This is a genomic window from Sphingobacterium sp. 2149, from assembly GCF_031455655.1.
GTDB lineage: Bacteria > Bacteroidota > Bacteroidia > Sphingobacteriales > Sphingobacteriaceae > Sphingobacterium.
Genome location: NZ_JAVDTD010000007.1, coordinates 281547 through 298940 on the forward strand (window position 1 = coordinate 281547; position 17394 = coordinate 298940).

The following is a 17394-nucleotide window of genomic DNA, read 5'->3' on the forward strand; positions in this document are numbered from 1 at the left end:
AATGGATTCTTAAACCAATTTTTGTCTAGAAATCTCACTACAGAAGATCGTTGTTGCTACAGCAACATTTAAGGACTCCGCCTGCCCTAAGCGTGGGATGGTAATGGCTTGATCGATCAATGCTGTTATTTCTTTGCTAATACCGTTTCCCTCATTGCCCATAACAATCAAGCCTTCATCGGTCCATTGGGTTTGATAGATGGATTGACCATGCAGTAGTGCACCATACACCTTCAGACCACTTGACTGTATAAATTCCCCTAAATCGGTATAATAGATCCGAAGTCTTGCCAGTGAGCCCATAGTTGCCTGTACTACTTTAGGATTGTAGGCGTCCACGGTACCTATAGAGCATATAATATGTTTGATGCCAAACCACTCCGCGGTGCGGATAATAGTGCCTAAATTGCCCGGATCCTGTATATCATCAAGCACAAGACTAAATTTATTTTTTAAGTTGTCTGATACAATCGTTTGTTGAGAGGGTAGTTTGACCAAAGCGAGAATTCCCTGCGGCGATTTCAACGCACTAATCTTTTGAAATTCAGTCTCCGTCAGTTCCTGGCATTTTATATTATGCGAGATTTTACCCACTTTTGTGCTGGCGTCGCCCGTATAGAAAATGGACTCAACCTGATAGCGAGAAGAGATAAATTCCATGACGGACTTTATACCCTCCACGATAAAAAGGCCCTGCTGTTTTCTAAACTTTTTATTTTGCAGAGACGTTATTAGACTGATTTGCGCTTTTGACAACATTTTTATTGATGATTATTTACCTTCGTTTTATCGGATTTGCAAGTATAACCTTTTTAGTGGCACTTTTTGCATCCTGCCGGTCTTCAAAATACCTTGACGATGACCAAGCTTTGGTTACAAAAGTACAGATTTCTGGTGTTACCCCTGCATTGAAAGAATCATCCGAAACATATATTTCCAATCAAATAAGACCTAATTCAAGGGTAAATCTCTTTATTTACAATACGTTCAATACTACAAACGGCCGCTATAAAACCAAGAAAATTCGGAATGTCGGTGAACCACCTCATTTGTTAGATTCGGCAATGGTCGATTTGTCCGCTAATCAAATCCGGCGATTTTTGTTTTCAAAAGGATATTTTAAAGCCAAAGTAACACCCGAAATCGCTGTTTCTAAGAAGCGCGCGCATATAGACTTTAAGGTTGATGCTGGTGCTCCTTATCAAATTAGAGGTGTAGATCGTAACTTTGAAGAAGCAGATATAAAAGATATCTTTGAGCGTGAGGTGCTGCCAAAGACTGCCGTCAAGCCAAATACGCAATATGATGCAGCAAAATTACTCGATGAAAGAGAGAAACTTTATGTTTCGATGCGGAACAACGGATATTACGATTATTTGCGGCAGTATATGCGTGCAGGTATTGATTCGGCTATAGCGGGTAATTTGATCGACCTCAAAATCAATGTCGAAAATCCATCGGATTCTACGATACATAAAAAGTATCAGATTGACAGTGTTTATATGACCATAAGGAATTATGGTACAATGTCGAAGAAGTCGCCGCGTCGCATTCAAGATTCAGCTAAACGACTCTTATTTGTTGATGAAACGAATAGCTTTCGTTGGAAACCGTTAGAGCGTTATATGTATTTGCGGTCAGGGAATTACTATTCGTTACAAGAGGAAAATAAATCCTATGACCGATTGTATGAGATGAATGGATTTCGTTCTGTCAAAATACAGTTTGTCAAGAAGGATTCCAATAAGCTTAATGTGCATTATGATTTTGTTCCAAGACCTCGAATGGGAAACCAGATAGAAGGTGAGTATACCTTTAGTTCGGGTATGAGTGGGTTCAATATCGGAAATACTTTTTCGCAACGTAATATTTTTGGAGGGTCAGAGCAATTGGAGGTTAAATTGCGCTACGGAGTTTTGTTTGACCCGCGATTGGCAGGAGGGCTTTCCAGTAAGATCTTTAACAATGATTTTCAGGCAGGGGTCAACTTGGTTATTCCGCGCTTGATGGTTCCTTTTCATATAAATCCGGGAGGGAAATTTGGCTTGCCTAAAACGACCTATTCCATGACATTGCAATTATTTGATCAGGATAAAACCTATTCAAACCGTTATTTTATTACGTCCTTAAATTATTCCTGGTATGAAACGGAGAACAAGTACCACAGCTTCACACCCATCGTATTGGAGTACCGGGATGGGCGCCTAGATTCCAATTTCCGGAACAAGCTCGTGCAAGAAGGCTATCAGCTGTATGTGCGGAGTAACGACCGCCAGTATTTCGGTCTGGGGACCCAGTATACCTTTGTGTTGAATGGAAAAAAATTGAATAGCAAGGAAGATTTTCAATATTTCAGAGGGACATTGGATGTTAGTGGAAACTTTTTGGATCTTATTAGTTCTTTGGCAAAATTGCCTAAGAATGCCGACGGAGAGAAAAAAATCTTTGGTGTGCCTTTTCTCCAGTATGCCAAAACTGAACTCGATTATCGTTTATATCGAAATCTTGGAGGAAATAGACAGTTTGTCTTCCGTTTTAATCCAGGGATAGCAATTCCATATGGTAACAACTCCAAATTGTTGATTTTTGAGAAGAGTTTCTATAGTGGCGGAATGAACGGTATCCGTGCTTGGCAGGCACGTACGTTGGGACCGGGTGCTTACAACCGCCAGAGTTTAAGTGAAGACCTGCGTTTAAATCTGCGTAATCTGGATCAACTCGGCGAAATTAAATTGGAAGCGAACGCAGAGTATCGTTTCCGGTTGCTCAATAATTTTTTGGGAGCCAAAATGAACGGAGCGACATTCGTAGATATGGGGAATGTTTGGCGTCTCAAGAAAGATGAAGAATTGAACCCCGGAGGAGAGTTTAAAATCAATAAATTTCTTGGGCAAGTCGCGATTGGTACCGGTTTTGGACTTCGTTTCGATTCAGACTATTTTGTGATCCGTTTAGATGCCGGACTTAAACTTAAAGACCCTCAGTTTTCAGGGGCCGATCAATGGGTTATTAAGCACTTTTTTGATTCTAAAGAATTTAAGGCACAGTACTATGAAACCCACAAACCAGACCGATACAATTTTATTCAATATAATTTTGGTATTGGTATGCCGTTTTAAAGCACCACGCTTCATTTATTTTGACTTGCTTTCATTGATACGAAATCTAGGTAGACCTTGGCGCTAACCAATAAGATTTTTGAGACTTGAAAAAATGGATTCGAAAATTTTGCCTAAATCTAACCCCTGGGAATGATTGAATAAAAAGAAAACAATGGCAAGCGCAATGGCTGTCATAATCACTTTTTTAAACATATAAGCGATTCCTAGTACGATAGCAGGAATAACTAAAAACATCAATCCACTAATGGCAAATGGAGAAAGGCCGCTATCACTCTTGTAGATGTAAAATAGGCGCCCTTTAGATGTTTGCTGGTTTTTATGGCTAAAGAAAACGAATGTTGATGACTCAATTTTCTGATTTGGGACAGCAACACCATCGTGAAACTGTAAAGGCTGAGAGAAACCATTGATCGTAAATAAGTAATTGCCATTGATGGTCTCGTTGGTATTTCCCAAGGAATCCAATGCAATAACTGCTAACTTTCCGTTTTTTGAAAGATTTTCTTTGACGATAAAGTTTTGGATATTTTGCTCTTGAGCAGCAGCCCAAAAAGGTATCATTAATAGAAAAAATATAATCTTTTTCATTTTTTTATTTTATACAAGTCTACATTGACCCACGCTGAATTTATTCTCCTAGTGTCAAGATCGCCTGGAACGTCGGCAGGGATCAACAAGCTTTATCCAATTTCTTTGAATTAAGACTGCAATTTTAGGTATTTTAATTTTCTTTTGGAAATGTTTAAAGTTTCCGATATACCGACACTTTTTAGTCGTACTCAGTCTCCTTTTACGGCAACAAGATAATGGAGGAGCCAGAGAGGCTCAGACCATTTGCATTTTTTACTTAAATAATCTTGTGTTCAATTAAATTTTACTAATTTTGACGCTAACCATATAAACTGTTGTCAATGAGGAGTATATTATTATTTTTTGTTTTGGTGAACGCTGTGTGTTTCGGCCAAAAAAATGAAAGTTATCTTATAAAACAAGAGCTATTCCTAGGAAATAAGCTAGCAAACTCCAAATCGACTTATGTGACCGTGTCTTCCAATAAGACATTATCGAAGCAAGCTTTTCCGTTGGAAATAAATACGAAAGCCATCACGTATACAGATCCGGAAAGACAATTCATCTTTTCGAGTTTATACCCAGATAGTAGCCTTAATGTTTTGTATTCGAGCATGTTGGCTGATGTTTTAATGCAATTGCATCAACCTATTTATTTTAATTTTCAAGGCGAGCAGACGATTGTCGATACGACTTCGCTCAAGAAGGAGATTCGGGTAAAAGCCCAGCATTGGGAGCTAACAGACGATGTCGCTGCAATGGTAGCTAACAATATGGCTGGTGTGGGGGCTGCGTTAAGCCAAGAGCTAAATCATGCCTATATAAACAAAGATTTCTTGAAAAGACTCCAAGTTGAGTCACAATTGGTGGACAGTAAAAGGTATAGCATGACAAAAAGCGATAAGCAGAAAGTATATTTAACCTTCAAAGATACTTCCAAACAGTTGGAAGGGGAGCTTGTGATTGCTAAGAAAGGCTGTAAACTTATCAGTCTAAATCAACGACAAACCTATACGTTTGATAATCGCCCTGTCTTAAGTACAACAAACATACAGCAATTGGAGACCATTATGCATCCTACTTACGACGAAACATATGCCGAAATGCTATTATCAAGCAGTTTTGTGAGCAAGAAATTATTGACCGATGGCGCAGTCGATAGTGTGAAAGTAGTGGAGTACATCAAGAAATACGATGCTATTTTTCCCAATGATAAGTTTTTTGTGCAGAAAAAGTTAAATCTACTTCAACAGATTAAAGACGATAAACAATACGACTTAACGTTGAAAAATACACCAGTAAATTTGTTTGCAGGAACACACCATCTCTCTAATCTGCTTTATAGAGGCGAGCTATCGAAGGACAAATTTATGGCTTTGATTCCTTTGCTGGACAAGGAAAAGAAATATAACTGGATACAGAATAGTTTGTACCAAGGGTATGCACCTTCGAAGGAATACCTATCTGCTAGTGAACAGATCGAACTATTATTGAATGGCTTTTCCGAATTGGAAAAACAATACATCTATCCTATGGTATTGTGGCAACGAATCGAGGATCTGGACAACGATCTACCACAATCTCGGAACCTATTTAATGAGCTGATGGGATTGAATGCTGATTATTGGACCAATGGAAATGCCGGGCGGTATGCTTTGATGATATATCAGCGGATGGTGCCGATTGATGAGGTGTTTAGCAGGCAAATGTTAAATGATATCATTGCAAAATTAACAACACTTTATGATACGGATCAAACTAAGGATAGACATATAACACGGGCGCATCTTGCCACCGCCTATTATTTTGCTTACCAATTAGTTCATAAAAATGATAGAAGAGAGGCCTTGGCCTATTTGGAGAAAGCTGCACTATATTCTCCAAAAAAAGATGCTGAAATTGCCTATGATTCTTATTACGATACGAACTTTTTAAAGGCTAAAAACAACTATTCGGAAGATTATCTGACCGAACTGGCTTCGACGGGCCAGAAGGATGTTGCCTTATCAAAATACATTAAAGAGTTTTTGACTGTGCAGGGAACAAGCTACAGGGGCCTACGTGATTTTTATCAACATTACTATTCAGATCAGAAGTTTAGCGAATTTTTTATGCAAAAAGTTGTTTCGCAGTTACCGGAAGCCCCTAATTTTATTTTAAAGAACTTACAAAATGGTCAAACAACAAATGATGATTTGAAAGGTAAATGGACATTGGTGGATTTTTGGGGTACCTGGTGTGGACCATGTGTTGCAGAAATGCCGAAACTCAATGATTTTTATGACCAGCTCAGGATAAATAAAGAAAGGTCGCAAAGAATTGGTTTTGTCAGTATTGCGTGTAGTGATACAGAAGATAAAGTGAAAAATTTTATTGCCAAAAACAATTATACGATACCCGTACTCATGTCGGACAATCGGGTGGAACGAGATTTTAATGTGCAGGGTTATCCGAGCAAGTATATTCTAACACCGGAGGGGAAGTTGATAGCGATGCCATTTGGTTTTGACTGGCAGCAGTTGTTAGAAGAAATAGCGTTTTTTTAACATAGTTCTCGCTATTTTATAATGTTTTTATCTAATCCCTATGAAATGAATAGCTAGTCATTGACCTTTTCATATACTTTTTTTTGTGCTACTTTCGTTATATTTAAACAGAAAGGGAATTAATTGATATTATAGCTAGAAATAATGTTAAAGCATTTAAAGTATATAGACGGCACATCAGATAAATTTTGGAAAATTCAAACAACTGGAGTAAGACATACCGTAACCTACGGTCGAAACGGAACGGCCGGACAAAGTAAAAGTAAAACATTCGACTCGGAAGCAGCCTGTCTAAAGGATGCCGAAAAGCTAATTGCTGAGAAGATAAAAAAAGGCTATTCTGAAGACGGTACTTTAGGCGTCGATCGTAGTGAAAAAGATTCAGCTGTTCGACCGCTTTCGGTTGCTAGCCGACGGAAAGAAGAAGCGGTAGAGTCACTGAGACTACTTATCAAAGAGGCAAGGATTGAAAATATCATCCCATTTTTGGAAGAATACGCTAGTGGCAACCTCGAAGTTTTAAAAAAAGAAATTCGTGCTGCCAAGCGCTACTGGGTTGATTATAGTGATCTCTCCAAAGATCCTGAATTTAAAAGTAAAGCCCAATACAACTGGGGTATACGAGGTACGAAGACACAGCAACGAGCGGTGAAGTTGCTGGCTCTGGCCACATTTTCCGGCTCAGATGCGGGTAGCTGGGATATTTTTCATGAGCTTTTAAATCAAGCGAAGAGCCATGACGTGATGCAAATCCTAAACTATGCCAAACCCAATTGGTTGGGCGGTTATTTATTGCAGTTAGTTCGTAAAAATGATTGGCAACGCATTACATATGATAATCTTCGCTTACTGGAGCAAATGGGACATATCGATTTTGAACCAGAGCTCTATGCAAGCTCCATTTCTGGTTTTAATCATTATGAATCAAAAAGGTTTTTTGAACAACTCACCACCGATGAATTGACAATCCAAAGAGATATTCCATTGGTGTTTGCTTACGAAACAGGGATTCAAAATGCCTATTGGAATTATGATTATCAGCATGCCGTCAATGAACTCTTATGGGATAAGGTGTTCGACACATTATTGGCCAATGGGAAAATTGATCCAGAACTTATCATCACCGGAGCGCTTGAAGCTCAAACCAAAAACTGGAATATTAATCTCAAAAGCTATTTCAGAAAGCTTATTGAACGGATGAAGCTTTCTGAAGATAAAGTGATCGAATACCAGCAAAAATTCTTTTCCTTATTGCATGCTGAATCTAGTGCCGTGATCAATTTTGTAGTTGATTATCTGAAGCCATTCCTCTCGCATAAGGATTTTCATTTACAGGAGTTTTTGGATTGGGCAGAATGTATCTTTATGCGGAGCGATGTTAAGTCAAGCCTGAAGACCCTTTTGATTCAATTTGATAAGCTATTGAAGCAAAAGCCAGCGTGGCGCGAACGATTTGTTTTACTGGCTGCAGATCTATTTATGATTTCGGACCTACAGTTGCAGGAAAGGGCAAGTAAGTTTATCTTAAAAAATCAGCATGAGCCTTTGGAAGCGTTATCTGACAAGCTTCAATTATATCAAACGCAAATGATGGGAACAATAGCGGTTGACCTAAAGCATCTTTTTCAAAAAGAGGGTTATTCAGAAGCTGAAATCTTGGCTGAGCTGAGCGGCCGTTCCGCCGAACGATATGTCTATCAGCCGACAGAATTTCGTTGCCTGAACGAAGCTTATGAATATCCGCAGACCTGGAACGAATTGTTTTTCAAGGTGGGAGAGGTCATCGGAGGCTCGGATCCTATTCAGGTGGAAATACTAATGAATGCCTGGGTGCAACAGACGGCCGTTTTTCCCCCCGACTATCAGATACAATTGGAGCCTTACATTAAGCAGCTAACAGGATCTTATCGTGAATCATCTTGGTACAACCATTTTTCAGGCGCCTTTATAAATATGTATTATAAGCCGACTGTAGTATATAAAGATAAAGATCGATACCACAATTACTCCAAATGGGTGAGTTTGATGGGCAGCCAATTGGAGTTACTGCAACGTTATCGGATTGATGGCATCTGCTTACCGCTGTTGAGTCTGCCGACGCATAAGCCGTTTTGGATTGCACCCTCCATACTCGTGCAGCGCATTTTGGCTTATCAGGAAGCAGACGTGAAAATTAATTTATTGGACTTATCCATTGCGCTAAGCCGTACAGTTCGTGAAGATTTAGAGGGTATCGAAGTACTGATAAAGCAAATTAAGGAACAGCAATTCCAAGATGTGATCAGTTATGCCCTAGGCCTGGATTCGATGAAACTATATCAACAATCCTGGCTGAAGAATTTATTGTCTTTCAAAGATTCCGATCAGGCAAGCTGGATTGGCGTATGGGCAACCGTGGCCCGTACGCATCATCGCGATACTTATTTTGAAGAATTTACCAAAGAGCCTTTGGCAGACATCCCCTTTGCTGCGGAGCCATTTCGTCCGGTATTGCAAATAGAACCAACGTATTATAACGGTTACAATTACACGACTAAAAAATCGGAAAAGGTATACAATGGTGATAAGCTGACGTATTATTTTCCGTCTTTCAAACACGGAGCTGAGACTTTTTTGTATCATAAAGATCTTTTTAATCGTGGCAATGATACGCTGTTGGCTTATTATTTGTATAGGGCGGATGTCCCTTTTATGCATAGCTTAATGCCGCAGAATACAGAAAGTCTTTCCATGTTCTTAACGGTGGGATTGAATGGTAAAAGTGATATTGGCGGAAAATCTTCAGCAGCTTATCTGCAGGAGATGTTGTACGATTTTTTCCGCTTTGATCAACAGTCCAATCTGTATCTGGCAACTTCGTTTTTCAATAAAGAGAAAGAAGTGCGTGCGATGGCGGTTGAAGTCATTTTGGCTGCAATTAACGAAAATAGATTGGACACCGCGGAATTAGGTGTGCAACTGGGACTGCTGCTCGGTAACGGCTATGGGCCAATTGGGCGATGCGTGGAAGTTCTGGAGCAATGTCGCGATATATCTTCGAAGCATAACAATGCGTTATTGCAGTTGCTGGAGATGGCTTTTATTCATTATAACATTGCCGAAAAGATGCCCACGAATTTTAAAAAGCTCATCGAATACTATTACGATTTGATGAATAAGGAACAATACAGTTTTTCAGCTGAACTGCAAGAGGTTTTTGGGAAGCTAGAGATATACAAGAGTTTACAACCCATTTTGAAAAAAATAAGACAATAAATATGGCCGAGCAAGATATAGCGATTAGCTATGCAAGAAATTCACAACTGACCCACCAATCGGGTATTCAGCAATTAGTATTAGCTCATCAGTCCGAATTGACAGAAGTCGCCAACGTGCCTTGTTTCTTTTGGGGGAGTTTGACGGATCCTCTGTTGACTTCTAAATGTTTGTTGACCTTGTCGAAAGTTGTGCGATCGAGTTTTGGACCCGTACCTCCGAGTTTACGGGATCCTATCGTTTCAGCTGGTACAAACCAGATTCGTTTCGAGGGATTTTCTTCCTGTAACGGTGTTTACGCACGTTTAGATTTATTGGAAGATGCTATTGATGGTGAGTTTATTACCAGTGGTACAACCAATGTAGATTTCAATGAACCGATGCTCAATGCATTAAACGCTGTCAAGAAGACCGAAAAGATGGTGTTGGGAGTAGGAAGCAATGAGGTTTCTATTCGTACTGATAAAGCCAAAGTGACTGAGAAGAAAGTAAGTTTGCCACCACGCTGGATCAAAGGGCTGACTTCCGTTCAATTATATCTGGCGGGTATGGAGCTTCAGTTTGAATTAAATAAAATTCAGCTTATCCAATTATTTCAGGGCATTCCCAAAGGGAATGTGAAAGGGGAGTTCTATTTGACGAAAAGGGCTAACCGATTTGTCTTTTCACCCATAAGTACAGGCGATGCGGTACGTATTGGTGGTATTCAGCGATTGCGCCTATTGGAGGGGTTGGTGACCTATGCCGACAGGTTACTTGTTTATCAGGAAAAAGGAGGTGAGAGCGCGGCTTTTGTTGCCGACTTTGGTAAAATGAGACTGACTCTGGCTTTGTCACCGGATAGCTATCGCGGATTCTCGGGTGAAGGTAATGTGTTGGAAAATATGATTAAGGCCGTTCCTGATGAATGGGTTCACGCCGTGAATGGATTGCTTAAATCCAACGAGCTATTCGACCCAACAATGCTTTCCATTGAGCATGATGTCGACTTCGATACGATGGATACGCTCTCTGCTTCATTATCTTCCATCGGGTTGTTAGGTTATGATTTACATAGTCATCAGCATTATTATAGACGATTGCCTTTTAAGATGGAACGTATTTTAGCGTTGAATCCGCGGTTAAAAAATGCGAAAAAACTTGTTGCGACAGCAGGTGTACAGTTTGTCAAGAATACAACGGATTATATCGAGGCGAGAGTGGATGGATCCGGTGTGCAACATACTGTCATTATACAGGGCGATAAGTTTCAATGTACCTGTAACTGGTTTACTAATCATCAGGGAAAGAGGGGGCTATGTAAACATATACTCGCGGTAAAGATGCTGAATGGGTAGCGAAGAGCGCATCATGTTTTTCCCCTTTATGGTAAAACATGATGCAAAATACATTACGAACTGAACATCTAAAAATGTCGCAAGGAAAATAGAAAAATAGTGTCGTGCAAAAGTTAGAAAGGTTTTGTTAATAATTCATTAATTGATTAATTTAAGGAAAATTTTCAATTATGAAATCTAACAGCCTATTTATTTTCCTTATTGTTTTTCTAACAGCAGTAGCCACTCCTGTCTTTAGTCAACAAAATTTTAACTTTTCATTTGATCAACCGATTAATGCTCCATGGTTCAAGATAGGCGATACGACGGTTTTTAAAAGTAGTATAGACCAAAATACATATTATAGTGCAAAAGGAGCGCTTCGGATTGAAAGTCTAAAAAAGAACAGCGCTTTCGGAGGAATTATGATGTGGTTACCATCAAATTTAAAGGGCGATTCCATTGAAGTGTCTGCGATGATTAAGCGCGAGAACATCATCGCGGGGTCTTATGCGTCGATGATGTTACGGATAGATCCCGAAATCTTTTTCGATAATATGGCTAACCGCCAAATGAATGGGACAAAAAACTGGGAAAATATTAAGCTGAAAACTAAATTGGTGCCAAACCAGACGGAAGGGATCTCCATTGCGTTTTTTCTTTCTGGAGAAGGTAAGATGTGGGTTGATGATGTGCTCATTACTGTAGATGGTAAGGATATTACCAAGGAAGCGGGAATGTTTGTGCCATTTGCGAAAGAAATCAGTGAACCTGCAAGTTCGGGGATATCTGACTTTAATAGTACGCCCAAGATTGATCAACGCTTAGTGGATCTGGGACGAATATGGGGTTTTCTGAAATATAGGCATCCGGCGATAGCGCAAGGGAAGTATGATTGGGATCAACAGTTATTTAAGTCTATAAATGCTGTTATTATGGCAAAAGATAATAAATCTGTTGAGGCACATTATGCTGCGCTGTTAGACAGTCTCGGCACAACGGTCAATTATGCCAAGCCACTGCTTGAAAACGTCGTTCACGAAATAGATTATAGCTGGATCGATGAGCTTCTATTTAATGATGCTCTTAAAGATAAACTGAAGCGTATTCGTTACAGTAGTTTTGATCAACACCATTATTTTGGTTTTGTTGAAGGTATCGGCAATGTCCTTTTCAAGAATGAAAAAAAATATGACAATGTATTATCAGCGGACGTAGGATTTCGTTTGTTGACGCTTTTTCGCTTCTGGAATATGATCGAGTATTTTTCTCCTTATAAACACCTGACGGATCCGAAATGGGAAGCGGTTTTAAAAGCCGCTGTGCCCGAAATGATCCTTAGTCGGGATGATCGATCTTATGGACTTTCACTTCTCAAGATGATATCCCAAGTAAAAGATGCACATACCGGACTTTGGAGCACGCCTAAAGGGCTGATAAATTATTATGGCAAGTACCGTATGCCAATAGAGATCCGAATAATAGAGGGAAAAGCCGTGGTAACTAAAATCCTTGATCCTGAGATATTCGGAGATAAACTGCGAATAGGAGATGTGCTTATCAGTAAGGAACATAAAAAGATTGAAGAAATCAGAGATTCACTATGGGCTTATATGAGCACACCGAATGAAGCTGTGGCCAACCGTGATCTGGCAAGAAAGCTTGTGACAAGCAATAGCGAGCTTGTACCCTGTGAAATATTGCGTGATGGCGAGCCTATTACAGTAAATATTGTTGCGATGTCTGCTAGCCAAATTAAACCTGCGCCAAAAGATACTGTGGCTTTTAAGATGCTGGATAATAATATTCTATATATTAATCATAGTTTACTGCGTGGTAAAATGATTACAGATAATAGGTTAAACTGGAGTAAGGTAAAAGGTATTGTGATTGATGACCGCAATTATCCCGGTGATTTTTTAGTGTTCAAGCTTACACCCTTGTTGTTGACCAAGCCTACTGATTTCGTTCGTTTTACCAGTACGAGTCTTCAATATCCTGGAACTTTTGTAATGAGCAGCCCATTACAAGTTGGGGAGAATGCCAATGATTGTTATCAGGGTAAAGTGGCTATTCTGGTCAATGAGGATACGCAGAGTTCTGCGGAATATCATGTGATGGCTTATCAGGCAGCTGGCAATGTGAAGGTTTTTGGATCTCAAACTGCAGGTGCTGATGGCAATGTCAGTTCCATTGATTTACCAGGTAATCAAAGGACAATGCTTTCGGGACTGGGGGTATATTACCCTGATCAGCGTGAAACTCAGCGTGTAGGGGTTAAAATTGATGAGATTGTCAAGCCGAGTATAAAGGGGATTCGCGAAGGTAAGGATGAGGTGATGGAAAAAGCATTGGAGTATTTAAATAAATGAGTCTGGTCTTACGATCGATGATTGTGAAAGGGGGCGGACTTAAAATCGGATGCTATAAATTGATCTATTTTAAAAATAAATACTAAAATATTTAGTATTTCAATAGTATTTAGCTATCTTTATACTATTCAATTCTAAAGTCAATACCAATTTAAATAAGGAACTATGCCAACAGATCAAACTTTAGTATCCGATATAAAAGCGATTATTTCCCAGTCCAAAGACAATGCCATTCGTGCTGTCGACCATCAGCGTACGTTGATGTACTGGCATATCGGCAAGCGTATCTTTGAAGAAGAACAGCAAGGAAAGGATAGGGCTGATTATGGAAAATATCTTACAAAGTATCTAGCCAAGGCGCTAGAACCTGAATTTGGTAGCGGATTTTCACGAAGGCAGATTGAGTTGTTTAGACAGTTTTATCGCGTTTCTCCAATTGCGAACGCACTGCGTTCGCAATTGAGCTGGACACAATACAGGTTGTTGATGAGGCTTGACTTGGACGAACAACGAGAATTCTATATGGCTGAAACCATCAAAAATAACTGGACATCACGCCAGCTGGAAAGACAGGTTTTTAGTAATTTATATGAACGTCTGCTGCTTAGCAACGATAAGGAAAGTGTATTGGCTGTTGCAAAAAAGGAAAAGATGCCCTCTGATGCCAAGGAGATTATAAAAGATCCGATGGTACTGGAGTTTTTGGATTTGAAGCGGGAGAGTGCCTATTATGAAAAAGATCTGGAAGGCGCTATAATTGCCCATTTACAAGAGTTTTTGCTCGAATTGGGAAATGGGTTTTCCTTTGTTGCCCGCCAAAAACGCATACATATTGAAGGGGATGAGTTTTTTGTTGATCTGGTCTTCTACAACCGTCTATTGCAAAGCTTTGTGATCATTGAGATCAAGACACACAAATTAACCCATCAGGACATTGGCCAATTGCAGATGTATGTCAATTACTATGACCGTATTGAGAGGCTTCCACATGAACATCCCACGATTGGTATTTTACTCTGTGCGAGTAAAAACGATGCGGTTGTGAAATTTACCCTTCCCGAAGACCAAAAACAGATTGTCGCCAGTCAATACGAGCTTTACTTGCCTACAGAGCAGCAATTGTTGGATGAAGTAAGCAAAGAATTGGAAAGTTTTGTGAGTAAAGTTGGCGATGCGTAAATTTACAACGAGCAATATATATTTTTATAATGCAACACTATACCGCTGCTACTCTTTTCTTTGCAGCTTGGAGATCAAAGTAGTTCGGATCCCATTTTTCACCTTCTTCTAAGCCCAGCCAGGTTCGCATCTCATCATGTTCTTCATGGTGTATATCTTTCATGACATCCTTTACATTTTGATATCCCCAAGTACTTCCGCAATCTTCAGGTGGGCAAGCACCTTTTCCCTCCAGTAGCTCCGCTTTTAATACATGCTTGTCTAGAATGTCCTCGACCACAATTTGGTGAGTCCAGCTATCACCAAAATCATAGATGTAGGTGAACTTTTGCTCTGGCTGATTTAAAATGTCTTTCAATATTAGCAATTCGGCATCTTCGGTATTTCCTTCGTCCCACTCTTCGTCAATTATGGCAATCTCAGGATATGATCCAAAACCTTTCGGCGAAAACTGATAAAGGTGATAGTTTTGCCAACCAAATGCTTCTTGTATCACTTGATGTAAGCGATCAAACGTGAAATAATCGGGAACTAATAACTTTCGCCACACTGGTGGTTTTGTTATCCCTTTAATCTGTATTTTTAATTGTAATAACATCTGTATTTATTTTATTCCTCTTCACTATTAAAACAACTCATAATAGCTGTAATTTTTGTAATCCCTCACTCTCTGTCAATCAATGGATGTTCTTGTCAGTCTAAAAGACTATTTAGTCCTTCTTTGTTGAATAATAATTGACCTATTTGCAGATTAGACCATCCTGTTTTCAATACATAAGAAAAAGCTGGCGTCTCTTCGACAATCTTGCAGTCTATATAGTATGGGCTCACTTGGACGTTGGCTTCTGCAATTTTTTGCCGTAATTCAATTATATGAGTAGATATAAAGAATGTAGAAGTAGCAAACTTTTGAAGACCCTTGATCGTTTTTACACTTATAACCAATGCATCTTCATAGTTGGTCCCCTTAAATAGCTCGTCGAAAATGACGAAACATCGTTTACCCTCATGCGCTTGATGAACAATGTTTTTCAATTTGATAATTTCTTTCATAAAATGACTATAACCATTTTTTAGATCATCGCTGTGATTAATTTGAATCGATACATTATCATAAAAAGGTATGGTTCCTGCGCTGGCAGGCATAGCTAATCCCAAATGAGTCAAGTAAACGCATAAGCCGATGGATTTAAGCAGTGTTGATTTTCCGGACATGTTTGCACCTGTAATAAGTACGATATTGTTGTTTATATCGATATCATTTTTTACAGGATTAGATAGCAATGGGTGATATAGTTCTGTGAGTTGAAAACAATATTCATTCATTGTAGCGAACTGAAAATTGTTTTTATAAATTGCTTTCCCGATTGAGAAATAAGCTTCGAAAAGAGCTAGTTTCTCAAAAAATAAAAGCGTATCACCATTTTTACGGTTTTCAGAAACAATAGCGTTTAGCTCCTGGATGGAAATATAGCCTAGTGTACCTTTACGGATTTTGGATATATAGTGTCGAAGTTTGAAGGAGTGGAGATAGTTTATGACAAACCTAAGATCCTCTTGATATTTATGGGGAAATTCATTCAGTTCAATATTTCCTATGAGATCATTTTCAAGCTTAGATAAGAAGTTAATTAGTTGCGCATACTCGCCAAGTAAGATGTTGCTCTTACGTTTTTTGACTTTGTAAGTCAGAAAATCGACTTTTTTTAGGTACTCTAGTGGGAAATGACATAAGAACTTATGTGAATCTGCATACTCAATTTTAGTGTAATAGTAGTCATTCCCGCGTGATATGGACAAAATAATTTGTTTTAGGATTGTTTGTCTATCGTTGATTTGGGAGATAGATGATAATGGATTTTGTAGAAGTTTGTAGAGCGCCGAATGACTATCTGAGTTTAATGTATAATCAAATATGGGTAAAATGTCTTTTGATAAAAATAAATCTTGTGTATCATTCATAATTGCTTTTAGGTTTATTAAAATTGTTTATGCTGACTTTACTGCTGCATTAAATCTTCGATTAGCTGAAGTTTTACAGTTTGCAAGATACCGTTTGGATCATCCATGATTACTATTCCAAAGATATCCTTTTTTATGGACGCATGGTTTCCATTGTTATCGCTGGCTTCATAATTTCCAAATATATCCTTTCTTACAGAAACACGGCTCCCTTTGTTGTCTTCAATTGTTTTGCCGCCCAATATGTCTGTTATAATGGTTGTAATTTTACCGGTGTTATTTTCAATAGTCAGGTTTCCTAGCACATCCTTTGATATACGACTACTATTTCCTTGGCTGTCACGAATGTCTAAGCCACCTATAACATTTTTAGATACAGTGGCGTGGTTGCCACTCGCATCACTGATATCTAAACCGCCGAAGATGTTTTTTGAAATAGTAGTGAGGTTGCCATGGCTGTCACGGATCTTCAAATTATCAAGGGTATTCATGAAGTTAGTGGAGGGACTCCAATCTGGAATATCAAAATCTCCACTTATATTTTTCCTGACCGTTTTTTCCTTTCCTTCGTTATATTTTACGACTATATTGCCGGAAAGATCCTGTTTTACTGATGTTTTAAGTCCGTTGTTATCCGTTTTTGTATATCCGTTCCAGTGGTCTTTGCTGTATTTGATACTTTTACCCCAGTTGTCTGAAACGGTTACCTCTCCCCAGCTATCAGTTTTTATTTTAATGGAGCTTTTATCTAAGCCTTCCGAAACAGCCAATTGTGTAATATACTTTCGGATATCATCAGAAAGTGTATCAGTTAAATGGTTAGGATAGTTTCTATGGTAGGAGATCCTAGCTTTTACTGTCACTGTTATAGAAAATAAAAATAACAAATTAAATAAGATATATAGGCGTTTCATGGGGCTGTAATTTATGATTAAAATACAATTTTTTGATAAGAAAATAAAGTAAATGATATTAATTCGCTTAATTCTAGCCGATAAAATGGTATTGTAAATTGAACTGTCACATCACTTCTTTTAGAGTTCTTCCTTCCAATACCTCAGCACTCCATCAA

11 protein-coding genes are annotated in these 17394 nt (G+C 38.8%); 6 read left to right on the forward strand and 5 right to left on the reverse strand.

What is annotated here, in order from left to right; all coding sequences use genetic code 11:
* Nucleotides 1–9 precede the first annotated feature (9 nt).
* Entirely contained in the window at nt 10–759 is a 750-nt protein-coding gene (locus J2X77_RS12325; RefSeq protein WP_209579115.1) for an RNA methyltransferase, read from the reverse strand.
* 8 nt (nt 760–767) lie between these two features.
* On the opposite strand from J2X77_RS12325, the gene J2X77_RS12330 reads away from it, so the two are divergent.
* A complete protein-coding gene (locus J2X77_RS12330; protein ID WP_310080975.1) occupies nt 768–3119 on the forward strand; it encodes a BamA/TamA family outer membrane protein in 2352 nt (783 codons plus the stop codon).
* 63 nt (nt 3120–3182) lie between these two features.
* On the opposite strand, the gene J2X77_RS12335 is transcribed toward J2X77_RS12330, so the two are convergent.
* Nucleotides 3183–3710, reverse strand: a complete 528-nt coding sequence (locus J2X77_RS12335) for a hypothetical protein (protein WP_209579117.1) — start codon at nt 3708–3710, stop codon at nt 3183–3185.
* Nucleotides 3711–4033: 323 nt separating this feature from the next.
* On the opposite strand from J2X77_RS12335, the gene J2X77_RS12340 reads away from it, so the two are divergent.
* The 5 genes from J2X77_RS12340 (at nt 4034) to J2X77_RS12360 (ending at nt 14360) form a co-directional block, all read left to right on the forward strand.
* The gene (locus J2X77_RS12340; protein WP_310080977.1) at nt 4034–6238 is read left to right on the forward strand and encodes a TlpA disulfide reductase family protein; all 2205 of its coding nucleotides are present in this window, start codon (nt 4034–4036) and stop codon (nt 6236–6238) included.
* Between the two features lie 144 nt (nt 6239–6382).
* Complete coding sequence (locus tag J2X77_RS12345) at nt 6383–9493, forward strand: DUF6493 family protein (RefSeq protein WP_209579119.1); 3111 nt, start codon at nt 6383–6385, stop codon at nt 9491–9493.
* A gap of 2 nt (nt 9494–9495) precedes the next feature.
* On the forward strand, nt 9496–10830 hold the full coding sequence (locus tag J2X77_RS12350) for an SWIM zinc finger family protein (RefSeq protein ID WP_209579120.1): 1335 nt from the start codon (nt 9496–9498) through the stop codon (nt 10828–10830).
* Nucleotides 10831–11000: 170 nt separating this feature from the next.
* Entirely contained in the window at nt 11001–13181 is a 2181-nt protein-coding gene (locus tag J2X77_RS12355) for a S41 family peptidase (protein ID WP_209579121.1), read from the forward strand.
* Nucleotides 13182–13346: 165 nt separating this feature from the next.
* Entirely contained in the window at nt 13347–14360 is a 1014-nt protein-coding gene (locus J2X77_RS12360) for a YhcG family protein (RefSeq protein ID WP_209579122.1), read from the forward strand.
* A 37-nt stretch (nt 14361–14397) separates the two neighbouring features.
* On the opposite strand, the gene J2X77_RS12365 is transcribed toward J2X77_RS12360, so the two are convergent.
* The 3 genes from J2X77_RS12365 to J2X77_RS12375 all read right to left on the reverse strand — a co-directional run bounded on the left by J2X77_RS12365 (nt 14398) and on the right by J2X77_RS12375 (nt 17236).
* Nucleotides 14398–14958, reverse strand: a complete 561-nt coding sequence (locus tag J2X77_RS12365; RefSeq protein ID WP_209579123.1) for a plasmid pRiA4b ORF-3 family protein — start codon at nt 14956–14958, stop codon at nt 14398–14400.
* Nucleotides 14959–15053: 95 nt separating this feature from the next.
* On the reverse strand, nt 15054–16322 hold the full coding sequence (locus J2X77_RS12370) for a MutS-related protein (RefSeq protein WP_209579124.1): 1269 nt from the start codon (nt 16320–16322) through the stop codon (nt 15054–15056).
* Between the two features lie 38 nt (nt 16323–16360).
* Nucleotides 16361–17236, reverse strand: coding sequence for a hypothetical protein (locus J2X77_RS12375; protein WP_209579125.1), 876 nt, complete (start codon nt 17234–17236; stop codon nt 16361–16363).
* Between the last annotated feature and the right edge of the window lie 158 nt (nt 17237–17394).

Bases quoted from the DNA above. Each gene is read 5' to 3' on its own strand.
- J2X77_RS12325 (WP_209579115.1), bottom strand. From the start codon at position 759: ATGTTGTCAAAAGCGCAAATCAGTCTAATAACGTCTCTGCAAAATAAA.
- J2X77_RS12330 (WP_310080975.1), top strand. From the start codon at position 768: ATGATTATTTACCTTCGTTTTATCGGATTTGCAAGTATAACCTTTTTA.
- J2X77_RS12335 (WP_209579117.1), bottom strand. From the start codon at position 3,710: ATGAAAAAGATTATATTTTTTCTATTAATGATACCTTTTTGGGCTGCT.
- J2X77_RS12340 (WP_310080977.1), top strand. From the start codon at position 4,034: ATGAGGAGTATATTATTATTTTTTGTTTTGGTGAACGCTGTGTGTTTC.
- J2X77_RS12345 (WP_209579119.1), top strand. From the start codon at position 6,383: ATGTTAAAGCATTTAAAGTATATAGACGGCACATCAGATAAATTTTGG.
- J2X77_RS12350 (WP_209579120.1), top strand. From the start codon at position 9,496: ATGGCCGAGCAAGATATAGCGATTAGCTATGCAAGAAATTCACAACTG.
- J2X77_RS12355 (WP_209579121.1), top strand. From the start codon at position 11,001: ATGAAATCTAACAGCCTATTTATTTTCCTTATTGTTTTTCTAACAGCA.
- J2X77_RS12360 (WP_209579122.1), top strand. From the start codon at position 13,347: ATGCCAACAGATCAAACTTTAGTATCCGATATAAAAGCGATTATTTCC.
- J2X77_RS12365 (WP_209579123.1), bottom strand. From the start codon at position 14,958: ATGTTATTACAATTAAAAATACAGATTAAAGGGATAACAAAACCACCA.
- J2X77_RS12370 (WP_209579124.1), bottom strand. From the start codon at position 16,322: ATGAATGATACACAAGATTTATTTTTATCAAAAGACATTTTACCCATA.
- J2X77_RS12375 (WP_209579125.1), bottom strand. From the start codon at position 17,236: ATGAAACGCCTATATATCTTATTTAATTTGTTATTTTTATTTTCTATA.